The organism is Shewanella frigidimarina (genome assembly GCF_003797125.1).
GTDB classification, from domain to species: Bacteria; Pseudomonadota; Gammaproteobacteria; order Enterobacterales; family Shewanellaceae; genus Shewanella; species Shewanella frigidimarina.
Window position 1 is genome coordinate 630,026 of the sequence record NZ_RKKE01000001.1, and the last position, 21,480, is coordinate 651,505.

Consider the following 21,480-nt stretch of genomic DNA (forward strand, 5'->3'; position numbering starts at 1 on the left):
TGAGGTCAACGCGATTAACTTTTACGGCTATTTTCTGCGGCTCATTTTACCCACATTGTATCAAGGTGTCATTAATTGCCTATTTCACTGTCTATTTCACTACCTTTTTAACAAAGCAATTAACCGCTCTCAGTTATTGAGTTACTTTACTCACTCAACTTATGTTAACCAAGGAGTCCGTAAACCGTGTTGTAATTCAGCTAATCGTGTCGGTTTATTAATGGCATAGCCTTGCGCATAATCGACACCAATATTTTTCAGATATACACCAATGTCGGTGTTTTCAACAAACTCTGCGATAACTTCAAAACCCATGTCTTTACCGAGCTGACATATCGCCGAAACAATAGCTTTATCACTGCGGTTTTCGCATAAATTCACCACAAATTGGCCGTCAATTTTAACGTAATCGACATCAAGACACTTTAAATACGCAAAGCTGGAAAAGCCAGAACCAAAATCATCTAATGCAATCTTACAACCAAATGGCCGTAACAACTCAATTAACCCAGTAGCTTGGTCTAATTGGCTTACCGCTGCGGTTTCGGTAATTTCAAAACATAATTTACTCACCAGCTCAGGTTCAACCATTAAGCGCATTTCGAGCCAAGTCATGAACTTATTGTCGGCAAGTGACATCGCAGACAAATTCACTGACACCATTGAAAGCTGTTCCCATATGGCTAAATTATTACCACCCCACTTCAATAAATTATCGATAACCCAACGGTCTACTCGAGGCGCTAAGTTGTAACGCTCAGCGGCAGGTAAAAACACCCCTGGCGATACATACTGGCCATCGCTTTGTACCATGCGAAGTAGAATTTCCATGTGGATACCAGTGTCGGGTTTATCGAGCGGCTCGATTAATTGATAAAATAACTCAAACTGATTTAACGCCAGTGCGCCTGTAATATCCACAGATGCCAACATTTGGTTATACATCATGTGCATTTGTGGATCGTCAGGATTATAAAAATGCCAACGGTTACGGCCTTCTTCTTTGGCCAGGCGGCAAGCGGCATCAGCTTTACTCATCACGCCGTAAATATCTGAGTCAACATAATCGACTTTGGCAATACCAATACTGGCACTAATATTGTGCTTGATACCTTTCCAAGTAAATTCATGATCAAACAACTGTTGGCAAATTCTTTTTGCCACTTGTTGCGCCGATGCGGTATCTGAATAGTGCATCAATAAGCCAAACTCATCGCCGCCTAAACGCGCAACCACATCGTCTTTTCGTAATAATTGTTTTAATCGCACAGCCACTTGTTGCAGCAACACATCACCCGCTTGATGGCCGCTAAGATCATTTACCACTTGAAATTGATCGAGATCGAGAAAGGCAATACAAGCAGGTATATGCTCTTCATCTTTTAATAACTCTTCAAGCATGTTTTCGAACTGCAATCGATTTGGTAATCCGGTTAGCACATCATAATTTGAATGAAACGATAACTCATCGGCAAGTCGATAACGCTCGGTGACATCTTCAATCATTAACAATAACTGTTGCTGCTTATTAAGCGCATGACAAAAGCTGAATTTATACCAGTAAATTTGAACCCCATTTCGTAACGGTACTTCACACCAGGCTTGGCGTAAAATACCTTCTCGAACGATATGTAAGGTATCGAGTAACAAGGGATGATCTTCTTCTCGTAACAACGTAAATAAACTCTGCCCGACTGTAATGGGCAAATTTTGTTTACTCGCATCATTTTGTAATACAACATTATTGTGTAAATCAATCAGCGCACATGGCATCGGCAGTAACTGAAAAAGCTCTTGATACTGTTTATCTTTACTGTCTAAAAGTACGGATAAACGACGAAGTTCAAGTGAAGAGGCTAATTGGTATGCGGTGTCATCGAGTAACTTTTGCACAAACGCACAAGGATCGTCTTGCTGACTCACAACGGGATTAGCATCGGATGCACACATAGTGCCTAAAACAACTTTGACATTACCAACGTGCAAAACAGGACTCAGAGCAAGATGCTTACAATCAATATCGAGTTGATTAAAGATGTCTAAAAGCGGTGTAAGGAGTCGATTTTCATCAGCGGTAAATGATTGCTCTGGGGAATGGGGATAAATGATTGATTGATGGCTGTTAAATAATGATTCGCACAGTGACAAATTATCTTGTAAATGCTGGTTAAACAGCGCTTCTGATGCAGGTGAAGCACCAAAATGACTGACACATTGTTGCTCTGAAGTGTCGATAATATCAGTATCAAAGGCAAATAATTTATCATATTGACTAGTCAACACAAATGCAGCGCTGCATTCTAGCCTTTGACAGACTAATTCTAATGCTTGATTAAGCAGTGATAACACCGAAGTATCATTACCCTCAATAGGTCCATTTGTAAAAACACTTTTCAATAGTTGCTGGGTGCTATCGGCCATTCATCAACTCATTCAAGGTTAGCAATTCAATTTGCTTGGGAATAAAATCAGTTATCTTGTGGATGCCATATCGCTAACTATAAGCACTAACTATAAGCACTAACTATAAGCACAATATTGATTATATAGTTAACTGAAACCACGATATGTTTTTAAAATTAGTAGCATTGTTAATCTATCAACGTTTATGTTTCAGCTCAATAAATAATAGGGCCAACCAGATGCAAACACCTTCGTCAGCAAGATTATTTGTCGGCTTTAGCTTAGACAAACCACAAATAGATAAAATATTACATCTACAACAAACACTTATAACTAAAATAAATACAAATTCAGTAGCCACTTTAGCACACAACTTACACATAACATTAGGCTTTTTCGGCCAAATAGATCCGACCACTTGTTCAAAAATCCGTGAAGCAATAAATCAGATGCCTAAAACAACTTTCAGCCAAATTATCGACACCTTCGCTTGGTGGCAAACAGCACAATTAATCTGTTTAAAAGGACAAGCGAGTGCATCATTAAACACTATGGCAAATGACATTAAGAACATTGCAAAAACTCATCATCTTGCCGTCAGTCAATACGATTATGTTCCGCACATTAGTCTATTTCGTGGGGTGACAACAGCTTCTTTACCAACCGAGGTAAAGGACACTCAGCTCATTATCGCACCAAGCCATTTGCACTTATATCAATCGACTAGCCGCCACAATAACGTTAACTACACGATATTAGAAAGTTGGCCATTACTGCAAAAATAAAAAACCGTCACCACAGAATGTGAGCGACGGTTTTATGATACTGGCACCTGATGGCTAGTCTTTTAATAACTCAGCAATCGTCAATACGCCATGCGTTGTCGCACCAGCGGCCCATAACGCCGACGCTGATGATTCAAAAGCTCCAGCAAGATCAACGTGTAACCAATTCGCTTTTGGTGAAACAAAACGCCATAAGAAACCGGCCGCATTTGATGCACCACCAGCACCGCCACCTTTAACTGGTCGACTGTTTGCAGTATCAGCATAAGCTGATGGACACATATCTTTATGCCAAGCATCCAACGGCAATGGCCAAACGTTTTCAGAAACGGCTTCAGCACATTGTTGGGCAAGCTGTAATGTCGCCTTTTGTGGTGAAAAAATGGCGTTGTAGTTTGAGCCCACTGCCATCACTGCGGCACCAGTTAACGTTGCAGCATCAATAATTAAGCCTGCGCCCGTTTCTGATGCAGCTTGTAAACCATCAGCTAGCACTAAACGTCCTTCAGCATCAGTATTAACGATTTCAACCGTGGTGCCATTTTTGTAGGTTAGAACATCACCGAGTTTGAAAGCATTACCACTAACTAAGTTTTCTGCACAACACAAAAATAGCTTAACGCGTTTGTTCAAACCAGCCTTCATGGCTAATCCTAATGCAGCAGTAACCGTGGCAGCTCCGCCCATGTCACACTTCATCGCTAACATGCCTTCTGACGACTTCAAGCTATAGCCGCCTGAGTCAAACGTTATGCCTTTGCCCACTAAGGCAACAGAGACAGGAGCATCTGCACCTAACGGATTAAAATCAAGCTCTAACAATGCAGGAGGACGTTCACTACCACGACCAACAGCATGAATTCCGACCCATTTTTTTTCTAATAATTCATGGCCTTCAATAATGTTAAAACTGACATGGTCACCACCAATATTTTTTAACCAAGACGCCGCTTGATTAGCTAACGATAATGGCGATAAATCTTCAGGAGTATCATTAATCAATTTACGAGCAAACTGGGCCGCTACAGCACGTTGATTCAACGTCTCTTTATCGGAGTCACTACCACACCAATCCACTTGGTATCCTGCTTTAGCCGTGGCAAAACCTTGTGCAAATGCCCACTGTGAATTCAGGGTCCATAAGCCGCCGTCCAGCTGCACATAATTAATGCCTTGATTGCGGATTTTTCTTGCCGCCATCTGTACTTGACGCAGTTCATCGCTACCCGATAGATGGATTGTTGCCTTAGTACCTTGGTAAGTCACATCAGCTTTACCCCAATGTTCTGCAGGGGCTTCGGTGGTGAGCGTAACGGTCATAATATTCATAATAATCCCTTGTAGTAAGCCAAATAACACCAATGCTCGAGCTTAATCACGAGCTAATGGCAGTAGTGTAGACAAAACATAATCGATAAACCAAGCTAAAGTTTGTTAGCATTGTTGTAAATCAACTCATTAGATGAGTCATCGATGAAATTTACTCCCGAATTAGAGTCCGGTGTATTAATTAAACGATACAAACGCTTTCTTGCCGATATCATGCTACCTAACGGGCAAGAAATCACTATTCATTGCCCAAATACTGGTTCAATGAAAAATTGCTTATTCCCTGGTGAAAAGGTGTGGTTTTCCACCTCCGACAATCCAAAACGAAAATATGCCCACACATGGGAACTAATGCAGACAGATCAGCAGCATTATATCGGGATTAATACCGGACGAGCCAATGCTCTTGCAGAAGAAGCGATTAATCGGCAAGTGATTACCGAACTGTTAGGTTACGAGCATTTAAAACGTGAAGTGAAGTACGGCAGTGAAAATAGCCGCATCGATATCTTGCTCACTAGCCAAAACCGACCTGAGTGCTATATTGAAGTGAAGAGCTGTACTTTGCTAGAAGATCAAATAGGTTACTTCCCAGATGCTGTAACCACGCGTGGACAGAAGCATCTGCGAGAATTAATCCACATGGTGGAATTAGGCCATCGCGCGGTTTTATTATTTGTGGTGCAGCACAGTGGCATCACGAGTGTTAAACCCGCGCGACACATAGATCCACATTACGCAGACTTACTTGAACAAGCCGTAGCAAATGGCGTTGAAGTGCTAGCTTATAAAACAGCGCTTTCGCCACAGGGAAGCCTGATCACTTCAGCTTGTAAAGTCATGCTGTAGATCAAAATAAAAATTAAATAACAGGTAAAAAATTTGCCACGCTATAGAGTTTCTGGTATAGATAGCGGCCATAAATTTAAGACGTCCTTAAAACGCAAATGATTACAGGAGATGCGTTATGCCTCAAGGCACGAAAAAACTTGGCGTACTCGCTATCGCTGGAGTAGATCCTTACCAGGAATCGGCTGGTGAAGAGTATATGAATACCAAGCAACGTGGTCACTTTACATTGATCCTCGAAGCATGGCGTAACCAATTGCGTGAAGAAGTCGACCGTACGTTAACTCACATGCAAGATGAAGCTGCAAACTTTCCTGATCCTGTCGACCGTGCAGCACAAGAAGAAGAATTCAGCTTAGAATTACGCGCTCGTGACAGAGAACGTAAATTGATCAAAAAGATTGAAAAGACTTTACAGTTGATCAAAGAAGATGATTTTGGTTTCTGCTTCTCATGTGGTGTAGAAATTGGTATCCGTCGACTTGAAGCTCGCCCTACAGCCGATCAATGTATCGATTGTAAAACGTTAGCTGAAATAAAAGAAAAACAAATGGCGGGTTAACCCGTTATTGATTAGGGCGAGATTATCTCGCCCTTTTTATTTTACTTTATTTACCCACTAACAAATTAACAAGGCTATTGTGTTGTCACATTAACTGACGATAATAACAATACGATGTTAACGACAAACAACGCTATAACATGATTCCCCCATCCTATATCGGACGTTTTGCGCCCTCACCATCAGGTTCACTGCATTTTGGCTCACTCGTTGCAGCATTAGGCAGTTATCTTCGCGCGCACAGTCAGCAAGGCCAATGGCTTGTCCGCATAGAAGATATCGACCCGCCACGCGAAGTCCCCGGTGCAAGCGATAATATCCTTAGAACACTCGATGCCTACGGCTTACGTTGGCATGGAACCGTACTATTTCAACAGCAACGATATCAGGTTTATCAAGACCAAATTGAAGCGTTTATCGCCAGTGATCTTGCTTATTATTGCCAATGCACACGTAAAATAATCCAAACCAGTGGCGGCGTGTATGAAGGCCGTTGTGGCCGACTTCAGCCTAGACTGACACACGGTGCAATTCGAATTCGTAATCACGTTAAAGTTGATCATTTTGTTGATAAACTTCAAGGCCCGGTGGTGGTTGATAAAGCTTTCGCCGAAGAAGACTTTATTATTAAACGCAGTGATGGTTTGTATGCTTACCAACTCGCCGTTGTACTGGACGATGCGTATCAAGGCATAACTGAAGTGGTCAGAGGTTGTGATTTACTTGAAGCCAGTTGTCGACAAATAAGTTTGTTTACCCAATTGGAATTTACGCTACCTGATTGGCTACATTTGCCGTTAGTTTGTGCCGAGAAAGGCTTTAAATTATCCAAGCAAAATTATGCTCCAGCTATCGATGTTATTCACCCTCAAGCCAGTATTAATGCCGCGCTTACCTTTTTAGGCCAAAAAGCTGTCGATGTAGATTCAGTAGAGGTGATGCTAAAGCAGGCTGTTGAACAATTTGACCTAAGCACGATTCCAGCACAAAAAGAAATTGTCTTATCGACAATAAACGACTAGGTATCGTCATTAACCGACATAAGTTATTGCATTAAGCCCTTTTTAGCGCAACTGCACGTATACTCATTCAGTCACATTTAATGTATTATACCCGCCAGATTTTTAATCAAATTATTATAGCATTCCGAGGTGTATTATTTTTCGCCGTATTAGCCAATTCTGTAAACAGCTATTTGAAAACAACAAAGTAGCTCCAGTCCTTGAAGAACCGATTCAAGAAGATGGCTTACGTCTGGATATTATCTCCAGAGATGGTCACTCAATTTCACGTCGTCAAATTAGTGAAAATGCACTAAAAGTCCTTTATCGCCTTAATAAATCAGGCTACAAAGCTTATTTAGTCGGTGGTGGAGTACGTGACATTCTATTAGGTCTTGAACCGAAAGATTTTGACGTTGTTACCAATGCCACCCCAGATGACATTAAAAAGTTATTTCGCAATTGTCGCCTAGTCGGCCGTCGTTTTAGACTGGCGCATATCGTGTTTGGTCGTGATGTCATTGAGGTTGCCACTTTCCGCGGTCACCACAGTGAAAGCAATGATAAAGTGTCCAAATCCAACGCTGAAGGTCGTCTATTACGCGATAACGTCTACGGTGAGATTGATGAAGATGCTGAACGCCGTGATTTCACCATTAACGCGCTCTACTACGACATCAGTGATTACTCTATTCGCAGCTATGGTGGTGGAATAAACGATCTCAATGCTAGAACGATTAAGCTTATTGGCGATCCAGATACGCGTTACCGTGAAGATCCAGTGCGTATGCTTCGTGCAGTTCGTTTTGCAACGAAACTTGATATGCAAATCGATGCAGTGACAGCGGATCCCATCAAAGCCCTTGCTCCATTGCTAGCCGATATTCCTGCTGCGCGCATGTATGAAGAAGTATTAAAACTGTTTTTTGCTGGTAAGGCAGAAGCCAATTACCACATGATGCAACGTTTTGGTTTATTCGCGCCCTTGTTCCCACAAGTGGGTGCATTAATTGAAGAGTCGCCTAAAGGGCATGCCGCTAAAATGCTGCAAGTCGTTATGCGTAATACCGATATTCGTGTTAGCGAAGATAAAACCGTGACTCCGGCATTTTTCTTTGCGGCAATCTTATGGTATCCCGTTAAGCAACGAGCTGATGATATTGCCATTGAAAGCGGCTTAACTCATTACGATGCATATGTTGCTGCAATGGGTGATGTGCTTGAAAAACAGTGCCTAACAATTAGTTTACCACGCCGATTTAGCACTCCTGCACGCGACATTTGGCAATTGCAGTTACGATTAGAACGTGGTCAAGGCACTCGAGCATTTAAACTGCTAGAGCATCCTAAGTTCAGAGCTGCTTATGATTTACTGCTACTGCGCGGTGAAGTTGAAATGGGTAATATTGCCAAAATAGCTGAGTGGTGGAAGGCATTTGTAGAAGCCGATGAAACTGACCGTAGCGATATCGCTAAAAGCATCAAAGGCAGTAATAGTCGCAACAGAAATGCACCACAGCGTAAACGTCGCCGTAAACCAGCAGCCAAGCCTGCGGAAGAATAACAATCATGGCGGTCCAAGTTTATGTCGCCATAGGCGCTAATTTAGCCGAACCAATACAACAACTCGATGTTGCGGTATTGGCGCTAAAAGCATTGGCAATAAACAACACTTTTACAGTGTCAGCTTATTATGGTTCCAAGCCCATGGGTGATGTTATTCAGCCAGATTATGTCAATGCTGTCGCGGGGTTTCAAACCTCGCTAAAGCCCATTGAGTTACTCGATGCTTTACAAGAGATTGAGCAACAACAAGGGCGTGTACGGCTTGAACATTGGGGACCTCGTACCTTAGATTTAGATTTGTTACTCTATGGTCAACAACACATCAACGAATCTCGTCTTTGTGTGCCTCATTACGGCATGAAGCAACGCAGTTTTGTGTTAGTTCCATTAGCAGACATTGCACCAGCGCTAATATTACCCTGTAATACAAGCCTTGAAAGCCTTATTAGAGTGGCAATGCGTGATGAATTGCAAAAGCTTATCGATTAAAGTTGATCTTAACAGACAGAACATTAAGCTCAGCTTTTAGTATTTCAATATTGTTTTAAGAGTCTACTATGTCAAAAGTCACCAGTTCGACCCTGATCAAGTTCAAACAAGAAGGTAAAAAGTTCACCGCATTAACGGCTTATGACGCTAGTTTTGCCGGCGCATTTGACAGTGAAGGTGTGGATGTACTTTTAGTGGGTGATTCACTCGGTATGGTGCTTCAAGGCCATAACGATACCCTACCAGTAACCATTGCCGATATAGCTTACCATACTGCTTGTGTTAAACGTGGTGTTGCGCGCGCATTACTCATCGCAGACATGCCGTTTATGAGTTATAGCACCCCAGAGCAAACCATGAATAACGCGGCAATATTAATGCAGGCAGGTGCCAGCATGGTCAAATTAGAAGGCGGACATTGGTTACTTGAAAGCGTAAAAATGTTAACCGAACGTGGTATTCCAGTTTGTGCTCACCTAGGATTAACACCACAGTCGGTGAACGTTTTTGGCGGATTTAAAGTGCAAGGTCGCGATGCTGATAACGCGCAACGCATTCTAGATGAAGCTAAAGCATTGCAAGCTGCTGGTGCGCAATTATTAGTGGTTGAGTGTATTCCAGCCCCACTGGCTAAAGCCATTACTGAAGCACTAACCATTCCAGTTATTGGGATCGGCGCGGGTGCTGACACCGATGGTCAAATACTTGTTATGCATGATGTATTAGGCATTTCGAGTGGCTACATTCCCCGTTTTTCAAAAAACTACCTCAAACAAACCGGCGAAATTCGCTCGGCTATCAGAGCCTATATTGATGAAGTTGCTAACGGCACATTCCCTGCTGAAGAACATACCTTTAATTAGTATATAATTCTGATAATAAAGGTTTATTACAATCTTTTGCCCTGCTATCTACGCTGCATTGACTTACACTCTATCGACAATTGATAAGTCGATGCACCTAGTTAGCAACACACGGCAAGTTTGATTTGCAGATGTAAAATAAACCCGTTGTTATCGATTACTCTAGCTCTTACCAGGGTTGAGGCTAATCAATAAATCTATATCAATGACTACATTGTTTTTATTAAGGTTCGAACAGAAAATGATAACCACCTCCGCTATCTCAACCATTCGCGAACATGTTAAGACTTGGCGCAGCAAAGGCGAAACGGTTGCTTTTGTGCCTACTATGGGTAATTTACACCAAGGTCACATCACCTTAGTGAATGAAGCTAAAAAGCGCGCAGACCATGTGGTGGTATCTATTTTTGTTAATCCAATGCAATTTAGCGCTAATGAAGACTTAGACGGTTACCCACGCACACTAATACAAGATAGTGACAAGCTGATGGCTGCCGGTACAGAAATACTCTTCACTCCAACACCAGAAATCATTTATCCCAAAGGCTTGGCGCAACAAACCTACATTGAAGTACCTGAAATTGGCGATGAATTATGCGGTGCAAGTCGTCCAGGTCATTTTCGTGGTGTGGCCACCATAGTCGCCAAACTGTTTAATATTGTTCAACCTGATATTGCCTTATTTGGCCGTAAAGATTTTCAACAATTGATGATTATCAAAACCATGGTTGAAGATTTATCGATACCGATTGATGTAATAGGGGTGGAAACTATCCGAGAACAATCGGGTCTTGCGATGAGCTCTCGTAATGGCTATTTAACCATTGAAGAAAAGCACTCAGCAGCAACATTAAAACAAGCATTAGACAGTATTGTTAACGCGATTCAACGCGGTGAAGCAACACAACAAGCAATCACCACAGCCAAAAAACTACTGATAACAGCTGGTTTTACTCCTGATTATCTCGAAGTGAGAAATGCCAATACATTGCGTCAAGTCACAGCAGCAGACAGTGAGCTTGTGGTTATTGGGGCAGCGTATCTCGGTAAAGCGCGCTTGATTGACAATGTGTCATTTTCTCGTCATTCAAGTTAGGCATATAGATGGCTTAAGCTAAAAATCATTCAGTTTTGGCTTAAGCCAATAAAATAAAAAACAAAGATTTTTTTTATTATTGAAATTTCCATTGTCAAAAAACTGGTTTTATCGATAAAATTGAATCATATTTAATCGGTAGAGCAATGTTGCCGACGTAATTATTGCTATTTTGTTAGCAAAAATATGATTGCGAAGTATTCAATGTCCGGTAACGAGTATGGGGAATGTCTTACTTGCAAAGCGCTAAAATATGCTAATCTGCTTAAGTAAATAAGCTCATCAAAACACGAGCTAAATAAGTGGGTTAGTAAGATTCAATAAAAAACCTGTAACCAAAATCCGTAAACGGTGATTGCTTACCTATTAACAGCTAGACATGGTGGTCAGCTGTTAGGTTGAATGCATCATCGACAAGGCCCTAGTGTCGAAAACGTAAACCTCTGATATCAAAATCGTAATAGTGATGACAAAAGGATGTGTGGCCGCATGGCAAAAAGACTGTTATTCATCGTACTCGCCATGGGCGCTTTTACTGCTCAAGCTAATACTATTTACAAATGCATGATGGATGAAAAAGTCGTTTTCAGCCAAACAACTTGCCCCCAAGAATATAGCCAGCATAAAATTGAATATCAACTGGGTATCACCACTGAGGTCGACTCTGACAAGCGCGAGCTCAAACAAGATCCCTTAGAAGCACTCCTCAATAAACAAACCATTTCTAAAGAGGAATTACTGCAACTACTTGATGGTGAAATTTATCGCTTAAATCAAGAAAACAGCTATTTCGAAATTTTACGCGCTAGCGAAGTGCAAAAATTAGATCGTAAGCGTTACTGGCAAACTAAACCCAAAGATGACCCAAGTTATGGCCTAGAATTACAAGAAATCACTACACGCTTTAACGACCTCATTAAAAATAATACTAATGTTATCCAAATATTAACTAAGCATAAAATGAAGATATCTGCAGAAACTCCACCAGACGAATATATGAGTAACTAACCTCAACTCGTCATTAGCGTGAGGTGTCACTCAATGTTAATCCGGTTTGAACACTCCTATCATGCTGCCAGTCGTTTTTTGAGGCACTTTAATATCTGTTTGTTGCTCACGGTAATCACAGTCAGTACATTCAACCGTTTCAATTCCATTTTCTTTAAACAATAAAATACTGTCTTTAGCACTGCATTTAGGGCATTTAGCGCCTGCAACAAAACGCTTTTTAATTTTGGTCATGATTTACTCGACTTAGTGTTTACTGGTTGAGCTGTTAACTCAATAAGGTCTTTACCTGATTTATACGCCTATTTTGCCATGATTAGCCCACATGAGTCCCGTGATTGTGGGAAATAAATCGTAGATGCGATATTATCTGCACCATTATTCTATTCTTAAGTATCAAGTTGTAATTAATGATCAACATAAGCCAAGCTCAGTTAATTCGCGGCAGTAAAACCTTACTCGATGAAACCTCACTGACGATTTATCCCGGACACAAGGTTGGCCTTGTCGGCGCCAACGGTACAGGTAAATCATCATTGCTTGCCTTGATTTTAGGTCATTTACATCTAGATAAAGGTGAGTTTAGTTTCCCCTCAGGTTGGCAAGTTGCCTCTGTTGCGCAGGAAACTCCGGCATTAGATGTGTCGGCACTTGAGTATGTTCTCGACGGTGACACCGAATACCGAGATTTAGAAGCCCAGCTAGAGAAAGCACAAACCGACAATAATGGTAATGCCATTGCGCTTATTCATGGCAAAATTGATGCAATTGGCGGCTATGCCATTAAGGCGCGAGCAGGCGCGCTATTAGCAGGCTTAGGGTTTAAAGATGCAGACCAAAGTAACCCAGTAAAAAGCTTCTCTGGTGGTTGGCGTATGCGCCTCAACTTAGCCCAAGCACTATTATGTCGTTCAGACTTATTGTTACTCGATGAGCCAACCAACCACTTAGACCTAGACACCATGTATTGGTTGGAAGGTTGGATAAAATCTTATCAAGGGACACTCATTTTGATCAGTCACGATCGTGACTTTATCGATGGCATTGTTGGTGAAATAGTTCATGTTGAAAATCACAAATTAAATTACTACAAAGGTAATTACTCTTCTTTTGAACGAGTACGCGCTGAACGCATGGCACAGCAGCAAGTCGCCTTTGAACGTCAGCAAAAAGAGCGCTCGCATATGCAGTCATTTGTTGATCGTTTCCGCTATAAAGCCAGTAAAGCTAAACAAGCGCAAAGCCGCTTAAAAGCACTCGAGCGCATGGCCGAGTTGCTGCCATCGCAAGTAGACAATCCATTTCAAATGGCCTTTAGAGAACCAGAAGCGCTACCGAACCCATTAGTGGTGATGGAAAATGTCTCTATTGGTTATGAAGATAATACCATCCTGAAACAGGTTGAGTTAAATCTCGTTCCTGGTGCGCGTATTGGTTTGTTGGGTAGAAATGGTGCCGGTAAATCGACACTAATCAAACTGTTATCAGGCCAACTACAAGCCAAAACGGGTAAGTATCAACCTAACCCAGGATTAAATATTGGTTATTTTGCTCAGCATCAAGTTGAATTTTTAACGCTTGATGATTCTCCAATGCAACACTTGGCTAGACTCGCGCCAGCAAGTGTTCGCGAACAAGAATTACGTAACTTTTTAGGTGGGTTTGGCTTTAATGGTGATATGGCCTTATCGCCAGTACGGCCGTTTTCTGGCGGCGAAAAAGCCCGCCTAGTATTAGCATTAGTGGTTTGGCAGCGTCCAAATTTACTATTACTCGATGAACCGACCAACCATTTAGATTTAGAGATGCGTCACGCACTCACCATGGCATTGCAAACCTTTGAGGGCGCAATGGTTATCGTGTCACACGATCGTCACCTATTACGATTAAGTTGTAGTGATTATTACTTAGTTGACCAAGGTGTTGTAACACCTTTTGATGGCGACTTAGATGACTACCATCAATGGTTGCTCGATGCCGCTAAACTAGCACAAGCCAACAACAAAACAGATGTAGGCACTAGCAGCGATGCTGTTGATAAAAAACAGCAAAAAAGAATGGAAGCTGAATTACGTCAGAAAGTATCGCCGCTGAAAAAACAACAAGTAAAGTTAGAAACTCAACAGCAAAAAATTAATGCCCGATTAGCCGAATTAGAAATTGAGTTAGCCGATGGCAGCTTATACGAAGCAGAGAACAAAGCTAAAATGACCAATGTTCTCAACGAACGGACTACGCTGACTCAAGCTATGGATGAAAGTGAAATGCATTGGTTAGAGATTCAAGAGCAGATCGAAATTTTTGAGCAAGATTGCCTATAAGCAATTGCTCTTCATTATTTTATTGTCATTTGTGGTGTAAAATAGCATCACAAAGGCAACAAGGAATACGGTATGTCGCGGCCTTCTCACCACCAAACATTCAGCTATTTAACTTGGCGCGATTGCGAACAAAACTATTCAATTAATCCTAAATTTTACATAAGCTTACAAGATAGTTACCAAGTAAATGTTAACCTTTTACTATTAGCTCAATACCTAGATCAACAACATTATGTGTTAACCCAGCAGCAGTGGGAATTATTAACGGGTGCTATAGAACAATGGGAAGAAAATGTGTTGCAACCTTATCGACGATTACGTCGGATTGCTAAAGTACACTTAGACAGTGAAGAATATCAAAAAATGCTCGACGTAGAGCTAATTATGGAACGTAAATCTCAGTACATGTTATTGCATAAATTGAACTTGCTGCAGGGGACAACGTTAGATACTGAGCCTGATAATACTGAGCCGAGTAATATACAACACTATCTTAGCTTATTTGGCTTAGATGTAAGCATTATGGCTGAATTAACCACCCAAGCAGGTTTGACTAACTCGTAACACATTGTCTGGTTACGACTTGTAATATTACCTTGATATACCGCCCAGCGGCGGCATATCAAGGTAGTTAATCTAGCCAGTTTGAGTCAATTTTTGTGCTAATGCCGTTGCATTTCGAGCCACAATACCATAAATAGACAACTGCGGATTCGCGCCTAAACTGGTTGGGAATACCGAACCATCCATCACCGATAAATTTTCAAGGTAATGCGAATTACCAAAACCATCGACCATTGAAAGAGTTTTATCTTCACCCATTGCACAACCGCCCATCACATGGGCCGACGCGACAATGGTTTTTAATAAACCTAAATCGGCATTATTAATAGCCTGCTTTGCTTCACTCCACGAATTAAGAAAAGCCAAGCCATCATGCATCGGCAACACCTTTTTGGCACCTGCAGCAAATTGTAATTCGGCCATAGACAAAAATGCCCTACGAGCACCGTCCCAAAAACCTTTATCTAAAGGATAATCTAACGCCAAACTCGTGTCGGTTAATCTTACCTGACCACCTGGACATTGTTGATTGAAACCATCACGAATAAGCGCAATAGTCACCTGCATTTGGTTAAAATTAGCCATTAATTGTGCGTGGCTCACACCATAACCAATAGTTTTAGATGCAATCAACACGGGATGAACAGGCGCAACTTCAAGTTTATAACCTAGATCGCCAGTCGCGCCATCACGCCAAACAAATTCATCTGAATAGATAGATTGCGGCGCACCACTGTGACCATTAATTTGTTCTGCAAAAATACCGCCCGATAACAATGACGGATGTAAAAACGTTTTACCTAATTGTTTATGTGGATCTGGGGTGTTAGAACGCATTAATATCGTTGGTGTATGAACTGCACCCGCACTTAAAATATAATGTTTAGCGCTAAAGGTAATGTTCACCGATGTTGGCATTAACCCTTCGGTTAATGCCTGCGCCGTTAAACCAACAACTTGATCGCCTTTGTGTTCAAGTTTGATCACCTTGGCGCGAGAAATCAGCGTTGCGCCTTTGTCCAAGGCAGCAGGTATGGTGGTCACTAGCATTGATTGCTTGGCGTTTACGGGGCAACCCATGCCACAATAACCGGTATTCCAGCAACCTTTAACATTACGTTTAATAACGGTGTAATCCCAACCCAGTTTTTCACAACCTTCGCGCAATGCACCATTATTTCTATTGGGTTCAAACTGCCACTGCTCAATGTTGAGCCGTTGTTCCATTAACTCAAACCAAGGCAGTAAATCTTGCGAAGACAGGCCTTTTACTGACTTTTCTTGCTCCCAAAAGGCCAAGGTTTGCTCGGGGGTTCTAATGGAAGTAGTCCAATTGACCGTGGTTGAACCGCCTACCGTTCGACCTTGAAATATACCAATGCCTTTATCAGCAGTTTTCATTGCAGCTGCTTGTTGGTACAAATTCGGATAAGCGTGGCGCTCTTCCATATCAAAATGACTTGATGATTTAAGCGAGCCGCCTTCAATCATAATCACTTTTAATCCAGCTTCAGTGAGTATTTCTGCTGCGGTGCCGCCGCCCGCTCCGGTACCAACAATAACAACATCAGCGTCAAAGTGACGATCCATTTCTAAGGTACTGGCATCAATATGATGCCAGCCTGCACTTAATCCGGTAATAATAGGATCAATAATGGCCAAGGTAGAGCTCCTTACATAAGGGGTTAATGCGCGTTAGGCACCAAGAAAGTAGGCTTTACATAACGTAAATTGCCCCAATGTTCCGGACAGGCGTAGTAACTTGCCATTATCAATTCACGTAATCCGTTATAAGCGGTTGTTAACATGTCCAAATAGTTGTTACGCCAAAACTCTAACATGTCAATCAATTGCTGTGGTTCACGCATTAATAGCGGTGTCATACTGCCACTGAGCAACAATAAACCAAAGCGTCCTTCAAGCAACTCTAACAATTCCATCAGCTCTTGCTGTTGTTCAATCGGCAAATGGGTAATTGATTGTGAAATTGCATCCAATGTGCGATTTATCGCGATGTCTCTATGGCTAGGAACCTCGGGCAATGCACCGTCTAAGAACACTGGCAGCAATACACTAAACAACACTCGGTGATGAATATCATCGCTAGAAGTCGTGATACTGGGTGAATATAAATTAACGCCTAGTGCTATTGCTGCCGTTCCAGCAAAAGCACCCGTAATAAAGGTACGCCGCTTCATTTACTTCCCCTTGAGTTTATTATTGTCTCTATTTTTTATGTGATAGAGTGGTATGAGCAACATTTAAACATACGTTTAAATTTTCACAAACTATTACAGAAATATTCCTTTTATGAAAACCTTGTTCACTCCGCCTTGGTGGGCTGCTAGCCCGCATGTACAAACGATTCTACCATTCATTTTTAAAGTGGCCAGACCAATAACATTTAGGCAAAGACAAGAGTTACCCGACGGCGATTTTATCGATTTAGATTGGCTAGGCCAGGCCCAAAATGGCGCGCCTATCTTAGTGATCATTCATGGTCTTGAAGGTAACACTGAATCGCATTATGCACGCAGAATGCTCATCGAAGCAAAAAAAGCCAAAATGTCTGCTGTTGTTCACCATCATAGGGGGTGTTCTGGTGAACCCAATCGCTTAGCTCGCAGTTATCATAGCGGCGATGTTAACGACTTAGCCCATACCCTAGAGCAACTAAAGCATTACTATCCAGACTCACCATTGTATGCTGTCGGCTACAGCTTGGGCGGTAATGTACTGGCAAAATACCAAGGCAGTAAAAAACAACATAGCTTACTTGAACGTGCTGTGGTGGTGTCAGCCCCTCTCACGCTAGGAGCCTGTGCTAAACGCTTAGAAAGTGGCTTTTCAACTCTGTATCAACGCTTTTTAATTAAACGCTTACAACACAAAATGCTCGACAAAATCAACACCGCAGATTTAACCGAGCAAATGCCGATCACTAAAGAGCAGCTCAAAATGCTCAATACCTTTTATTTGTTTGACGATAAAGTCACTGCACCTTTGCATGGTTTTATTGACGTAAATGATTACTATCAACAATCTAGCGGCCTTGGCTATTTGCAGCATATCACCAAGCCTACATTAGTCATCCACGCCAAAGATGACCCCTTCATGACCGATGAAGTGATCCCAAAGCAAGCTCAATTATCACCTATGGTTGAATACGAGTTGCATGAGTGTGGTGGACATGTAGGGTTTGTTGAAGGTGGCTGGCCTTGGAAACCGCGCTTTTACCTCGAGCGTCGCATTATCGAGTTTATTCGAACTGCAGGTGATACAGCAACCGAACACGAAGCCCCGCTTCTTTAGTCAGTCAAAAATAGGAAATACACCATGCTTGTGCCTTATGAAGCGTTACTTTCATTACCTCAAGAAGTACTTCAGCGTATGATAAAAGAATATCTGTTATCACAACTGGAAGATGGCAGTTTTAGTGACGCAGACGAGCAACAATTAAGTCGCGCAATGGACCAATGTAAGCTAGCACTAAAAAAGGGCGAGCTAGTGGTTGAATATAGTGAGGATGATGAGTCTATCGCCATTAGGCAACGCGAGCATATTTCACGCTCATCTTTCGACTAGCTGTAATACAAAACGATGGTTTTACTACAAAATGATCACATTGTTACCTGCGAATAATTGACCCACGGGTGATGATTACCGTATAACTAGTGACTCGATTTTTCACGTCCACAACATTACCTAGGCAAATAATATGTCAGCAAAACATCCTATTATTGCTGTAACCGGTTCATCCGGTGCTGGCACAACTACGACCACAACTGCCTTCATTCATATTTTTAGACAGTTGGGTATCAATGCTGCATTCGTTGAAGGGGATAGTTTCCATAATTTTACCCGCGCTGAAATGGAAGTGTTAATTAGAAAATCACAGGCTGAAAATCGAAACTTAAGTTATTTTGGTCCCGAAGCGAATAATTTCAAAAAGCTCGAAGAATGTTTTACCAGTTATGGTGATACAGGTAATGGCCAAACCCGCAGCTACTTACACACCTTTGATGAAGCGGTGCCATTTAATCAAATGCCAGGTACATTTACTCAATGGCGTGATTTGCCAGCCAATACCGATATGCTCTATTACGAAGGACTGCACGGTGGTGTGGTAACGGAAGATGCCGATGTCGCTAAACATGTTGATCTTTTGATAGGCATGGTGCCGATTGTTAACTTAGAGTGGATCCAGAAGATTATTCGCGATACAAACGATAGAGGCCATAGTCGTGAAAAAGTCATGGGCTCGATAGTCCGTAGTATGGACGATTACATCAAGCACATGACGCCACAATTTTCACGGACACACATTAATTTTCAACGAGTGCCGACTGTAGACACTTCAAATCCTTTTAGCGCAAAAGACATACCAAGCTTAGATGAAAGCTTTTTAGTGATTCGCTTTCGCGGTATTAATAATGTTGATTTCCCTTATTACCTCAACATGATCCAAGGCTCATTTATGTCACGCGTCAATACACTAGTTGTTCCTGGTGGAAAAATGTCTCTGGCTATGGAATTAATTTTAACGCCTTTGGTTAAAGACTTAATGGATAAACGTCTAGAGTTGCAAAACCTTGATGATATCAAACTCGATTAAGTTTGATTTAAGTCAGAACAATTAAGATAGCCGCATCGTGATTTCGAGCGAAAGAACGGCAGTTGATGTGCTTGGGGTGCTAATTCCCCCTTTTTTCTGTTAGCGCATTGAGCACATCAACGAAACCAAACAACATCGATGCTCAAGCACTCACATCAGCTATTATCCCTTCTGATAAACAAGTCAATACACGGACCGGTTGATAATAGTAAATGACTCACATTGCTTATCCTGAGCATTACATCAGTGGGATAATTTCTCGATAAGCTTGATTATTTTGATACTGTTTCAAACGTAAAATAAACTCATCGCTGCGCACAATCTCAGGATTATCCTTTAACGCATCAATTGCTTTTTTCTGGGTATCAATTGCCGCAGAAAAATCTCCAAGCTCAGCATACGCGGCCGCAAGATTATCTAATACCGTTGGATCATTTTGATTTTGCTCGAGTAATTTTAATGACATTGATACTGCACGCGAACCATCTCGGTATTCGGCCTCAGGGCACGTGGCTAATATCCACGCAATATTGCCCATTGAAACGGCATCCCCCGCAGCACTAAACTGCTCCATTGCTTTGCCGCAATTACGCACTACACCATCACCACCAGCAGAATAAATAAACCCTAAACGAAAATGAGCCCACTTATCTCCTTGTGCGACCATTTGCAGATACCATTTTTCTGCCAGCGCTAAATCACGCGGAATTAATTTACCGTCAAAGGCTAAATCAGCTAATGTTTGTTGCGCCTTAATATTGTGTTGTTGTGCAGCAAGATTAACCCAGCTTAATCCTTGCTTAGTATCTTGAGTAACAAATCGTCCGGAAAGGTTCATTAAACCCAATAAAAATTGTGCATCTGCATTGCCCTGTTTGGCTTTAATCTGAATATGAACCAGCTTAGTCGCCGCCTGAGACTCAATAGAGGGCGGGATAACAAACGCTTTTACAGATGAACTAAGTCCACTTAATAAAACAACACAGGCAATAAACCCGATTTGACTCAGTTTTTTCACACATACCTCGACAACTATTTATGAAGCTGATTAAATAACATTAGCTAACTCATGGATCCAATACAATAGACAAATGACATTAGCAATAATTCAATCGTAGTGATGATTAAGACAAATTCACAAAAAAAGTCGACCGTCATCACAAATGAGATAAATTTAATCTTAAATTTAACAAGTTAATATACACTACGCACACTTCTAAATACGATCTCTATCAAAGTTTTCACGGTTTCAATAGCGTAGAATGCTTAATTAGACATTACTTACTTTCATTTTTAATCAATCGAGGAACATCGTATGGCTCTGATTGGTAAGCCAAAACCTGACCCAACATTAGAATGGTTTCTTTCACATTGTCACATTCATAAGTACCCTGCAAAGAGTACTTTAATTCACGCAGGTGAAGAGTCTGACACTCTATATTACATCGTCAAAGGTTCCGTCGCTGTATTGATCAAAGATGAAGAAGGTAAAGAAATGATCCTTTCTTATCTAAATCAAGGCGACTTTATAGGTGAATTAGGATTGTTTGAAGAGCAATCTGAACGTACTGCATGGGTTCGTGCTAAACAAGCATGTGAAATTGCAGAAATTTCTTACAAGAAATTTAAGCAATTGATTCAGGTAAATCCTGAAATCTTGATGAAACTTTCGGCGCAAATGGCCTATCGTTTACAAAGTACTAGCCAAAAAGTAGGCGACTTAGCGTTCCTTGACGTTGCTGGTCGCATTGCACAAACGTTATTACACCTTGCAAAACAACCCGATGCTATGACACATCCTGACGGCATGCAAATTAAGATTACACGTCAAGAGATTGGTCAAATTGTTGGTTGTTCACGTGAGACCGTTGGTCGTATTTTAAAAATGCTTGAAGAACAAAATTTGATCCAAGCACACGGTAAAACGATCGTAGTTTACGGTACGCGCTAAATAACTAAGGGCTAACGACGAATCAAGCTAAATGTTTATGCCTTAATCATATAGGCTTCAGCTTGATTTAAGCCAAGA

Annotated in this window: 21 protein-coding genes; 15 read left to right on the top strand and 6 right to left on the bottom strand. The window is 41.5% G+C overall.

The annotated features are described in order from the left end of the window. Window positions 1–159 precede the first annotated feature (159 nt). Window positions 160–2,421, bottom strand: a complete 2,262-nt coding sequence (locus EGC86_RS02770) for a putative bifunctional diguanylate cyclase/phosphodiesterase (protein ID WP_123776558.1) — start codon at window positions 2,419–2,421, stop codon at window positions 160–162. Window positions 2,422–2,642: 221 nt separating this feature from the next. On the opposite strand from EGC86_RS02770, the gene thpR reads away from it, so the two are divergent. Beyond that, entirely contained in the window at window positions 2,643–3,188 is a 546-nt protein-coding gene (thpR, locus tag EGC86_RS02775) for an RNA 2',3'-cyclic phosphodiesterase (RefSeq protein ID WP_165872325.1), read from the top strand. Window positions 3,189–3,242: 54 nt separating this feature from the next. Here the strand turns inward: thpR and pepB are convergent, their stop codons facing one another. Next, window positions 3,243–4,517 (bottom strand): aminopeptidase PepB, encoded by a 1,275-nt coding sequence (gene pepB, locus EGC86_RS02780; protein ID WP_123776560.1) that lies wholly within the window; start codon window positions 4,515–4,517, stop codon window positions 3,243–3,245. A 144-nt stretch (window positions 4,518–4,661) separates the two neighbouring features. Between pepB and sfsA the strand changes: the two genes are divergently transcribed. The 8 genes from sfsA (at window position 4,662) to EGC86_RS02820 (ending at window position 11,951) form a co-directional block, all read left to right on the top strand. Next, on the top strand, window positions 4,662–5,366 hold the full coding sequence (sfsA, locus tag EGC86_RS02785; protein WP_102036220.1) for a DNA/RNA nuclease SfsA: 705 nt from the start codon (window positions 4,662–4,664) through the stop codon (window positions 5,364–5,366). A gap of 118 nt (window positions 5,367–5,484) precedes the next feature. Beyond that, window positions 5,485–5,928, top strand: coding sequence for an RNA polymerase-binding protein DksA (gene dksA, locus EGC86_RS02790; RefSeq protein ID WP_011638715.1), 444 nt, complete (start codon window positions 5,485–5,487; stop codon window positions 5,926–5,928). Between the two features lie 140 nt (window positions 5,929–6,068). Then, a complete protein-coding gene (gene gluQRS, locus EGC86_RS02795; protein ID WP_123776561.1) occupies window positions 6,069–6,950 on the top strand; it encodes a tRNA glutamyl-Q(34) synthetase GluQRS in 882 nt (293 codons plus the stop codon). Between the two features lie 241 nt (window positions 6,951–7,191). Then, window positions 7,192–8,493 carry a polynucleotide adenylyltransferase PcnB gene (gene pcnB / locus EGC86_RS02800; protein WP_059744576.1) on the top strand — a complete coding sequence of 434 codons (1,302 nt, stop codon included), beginning with the start codon at window positions 7,192–7,194 and terminating at the stop codon, window positions 8,491–8,493. 5 nt (window positions 8,494–8,498) lie between these two features. Continuing rightward, window positions 8,499–8,984, top strand: a complete 486-nt coding sequence (gene folK, locus EGC86_RS02805) for a 2-amino-4-hydroxy-6-hydroxymethyldihydropteridine diphosphokinase (protein ID WP_102036217.1) — start codon at window positions 8,499–8,501, stop codon at window positions 8,982–8,984. 68 nt (window positions 8,985–9,052) lie between these two features. Further along, the gene (panB, locus tag EGC86_RS02810) at window positions 9,053–9,847 is read left to right on the top strand and encodes a 3-methyl-2-oxobutanoate hydroxymethyltransferase (protein WP_011638719.1); all 795 of its coding nucleotides are present in this window, start codon (window positions 9,053–9,055) and stop codon (window positions 9,845–9,847) included. A 241-nt stretch (window positions 9,848–10,088) separates the two neighbouring features. Then, on the top strand, window positions 10,089–10,943 hold the full coding sequence (gene panC, locus EGC86_RS02815) for a pantoate--beta-alanine ligase (RefSeq protein ID WP_123776562.1): 855 nt from the start codon (window positions 10,089–10,091) through the stop codon (window positions 10,941–10,943). 489 nt (window positions 10,944–11,432) lie between these two features. Next, on the top strand, window positions 11,433–11,951 hold the full coding sequence (locus tag EGC86_RS02820; RefSeq protein WP_011638721.1) for a hypothetical protein: 519 nt from the start codon (window positions 11,433–11,435) through the stop codon (window positions 11,949–11,951). Window positions 11,952–11,987: 36 nt separating this feature from the next. Here the strand turns inward: EGC86_RS02820 and EGC86_RS02825 are convergent, their stop codons facing one another. Next, complete coding sequence (locus EGC86_RS02825) at window positions 11,988–12,185, bottom strand: YheV family putative zinc ribbon protein (protein ID WP_059744585.1); 198 nt, start codon at window positions 12,183–12,185, stop codon at window positions 11,988–11,990. A gap of 176 nt (window positions 12,186–12,361) precedes the next feature. Here EGC86_RS02825 and EGC86_RS02830 point away from each other — a divergent pair, with 176 nt between their 5' ends. Together EGC86_RS02830 and EGC86_RS02835 are read left to right on the top strand one after the other, a co-directional pair. Next, window positions 12,362–14,272 (top strand): ABC transporter ATP-binding protein, encoded by a 1,911-nt coding sequence (locus tag EGC86_RS02830; protein ID WP_059744586.1) that lies wholly within the window; start codon window positions 12,362–12,364, stop codon window positions 14,270–14,272. A gap of 72 nt (window positions 14,273–14,344) precedes the next feature. Next, window positions 14,345–14,836 carry a TIGR02444 family protein gene (locus EGC86_RS02835; protein WP_123776563.1) on the top strand — a complete coding sequence of 164 codons (492 nt, stop codon included), beginning with the start codon at window positions 14,345–14,347 and terminating at the stop codon, window positions 14,834–14,836. A gap of 72 nt (window positions 14,837–14,908) precedes the next feature. Here EGC86_RS02835 and EGC86_RS02840 read toward each other — a convergent pair whose 3' ends face one another. Both EGC86_RS02840 and EGC86_RS02845 read right to left on the bottom strand, forming a co-directional pair. After that, complete coding sequence (locus EGC86_RS02840) at window positions 14,909–16,498, bottom strand: GMC family oxidoreductase (protein ID WP_123776564.1); 1,590 nt, start codon at window positions 16,496–16,498, stop codon at window positions 14,909–14,911. Between the two features lie 23 nt (window positions 16,499–16,521). Beyond that, entirely contained in the window at window positions 16,522–17,034 is a 513-nt protein-coding gene (locus EGC86_RS02845) for a TAT leader-containing periplasmic protein (protein ID WP_123776565.1), read from the bottom strand. 112 nt (window positions 17,035–17,146) lie between these two features. On the opposite strand from EGC86_RS02845, the gene EGC86_RS02850 reads away from it, so the two are divergent. The 3 genes from EGC86_RS02850 to EGC86_RS02860 all read left to right on the top strand — a co-directional run bounded on the left by EGC86_RS02850 (window position 17,147) and on the right by EGC86_RS02860 (window position 19,451). Then, window positions 17,147–18,148: a hydrolase gene (locus EGC86_RS02850; RefSeq protein ID WP_123776566.1), complete on the top strand. Its 1,002-nt coding sequence runs from the start codon at window positions 17,147–17,149 to the stop codon at window positions 18,146–18,148. Between the two features lie 24 nt (window positions 18,149–18,172). Next, window positions 18,173–18,421 carry a YheU family protein gene (locus EGC86_RS02855; RefSeq protein ID WP_059744600.1) on the top strand — a complete coding sequence of 83 codons (249 nt, stop codon included), beginning with the start codon at window positions 18,173–18,175 and terminating at the stop codon, window positions 18,419–18,421. Window positions 18,422–18,554: 133 nt separating this feature from the next. Beyond that, entirely contained in the window at window positions 18,555–19,451 is an 897-nt protein-coding gene (locus EGC86_RS02860) for a phosphoribulokinase (RefSeq protein ID WP_011638729.1), read from the top strand. A gap of 238 nt (window positions 19,452–19,689) precedes the next feature. Here the strand turns inward: EGC86_RS02860 and EGC86_RS02865 are convergent, their stop codons facing one another. Next, window positions 19,690–20,469, bottom strand: coding sequence for a tetratricopeptide repeat protein (locus tag EGC86_RS02865; protein WP_011638730.1), 780 nt, complete (start codon window positions 20,467–20,469; stop codon window positions 19,690–19,692). A gap of 297 nt (window positions 20,470–20,766) precedes the next feature. Between EGC86_RS02865 and crp the strand changes: the two genes are divergently transcribed. Further along, window positions 20,767–21,402, top strand: coding sequence for a cAMP-activated global transcriptional regulator CRP (gene crp, locus EGC86_RS02870; RefSeq protein ID WP_101085253.1), 636 nt, complete (start codon window positions 20,767–20,769; stop codon window positions 21,400–21,402). Window positions 21,403–21,480 lie beyond the last annotated feature (78 nt).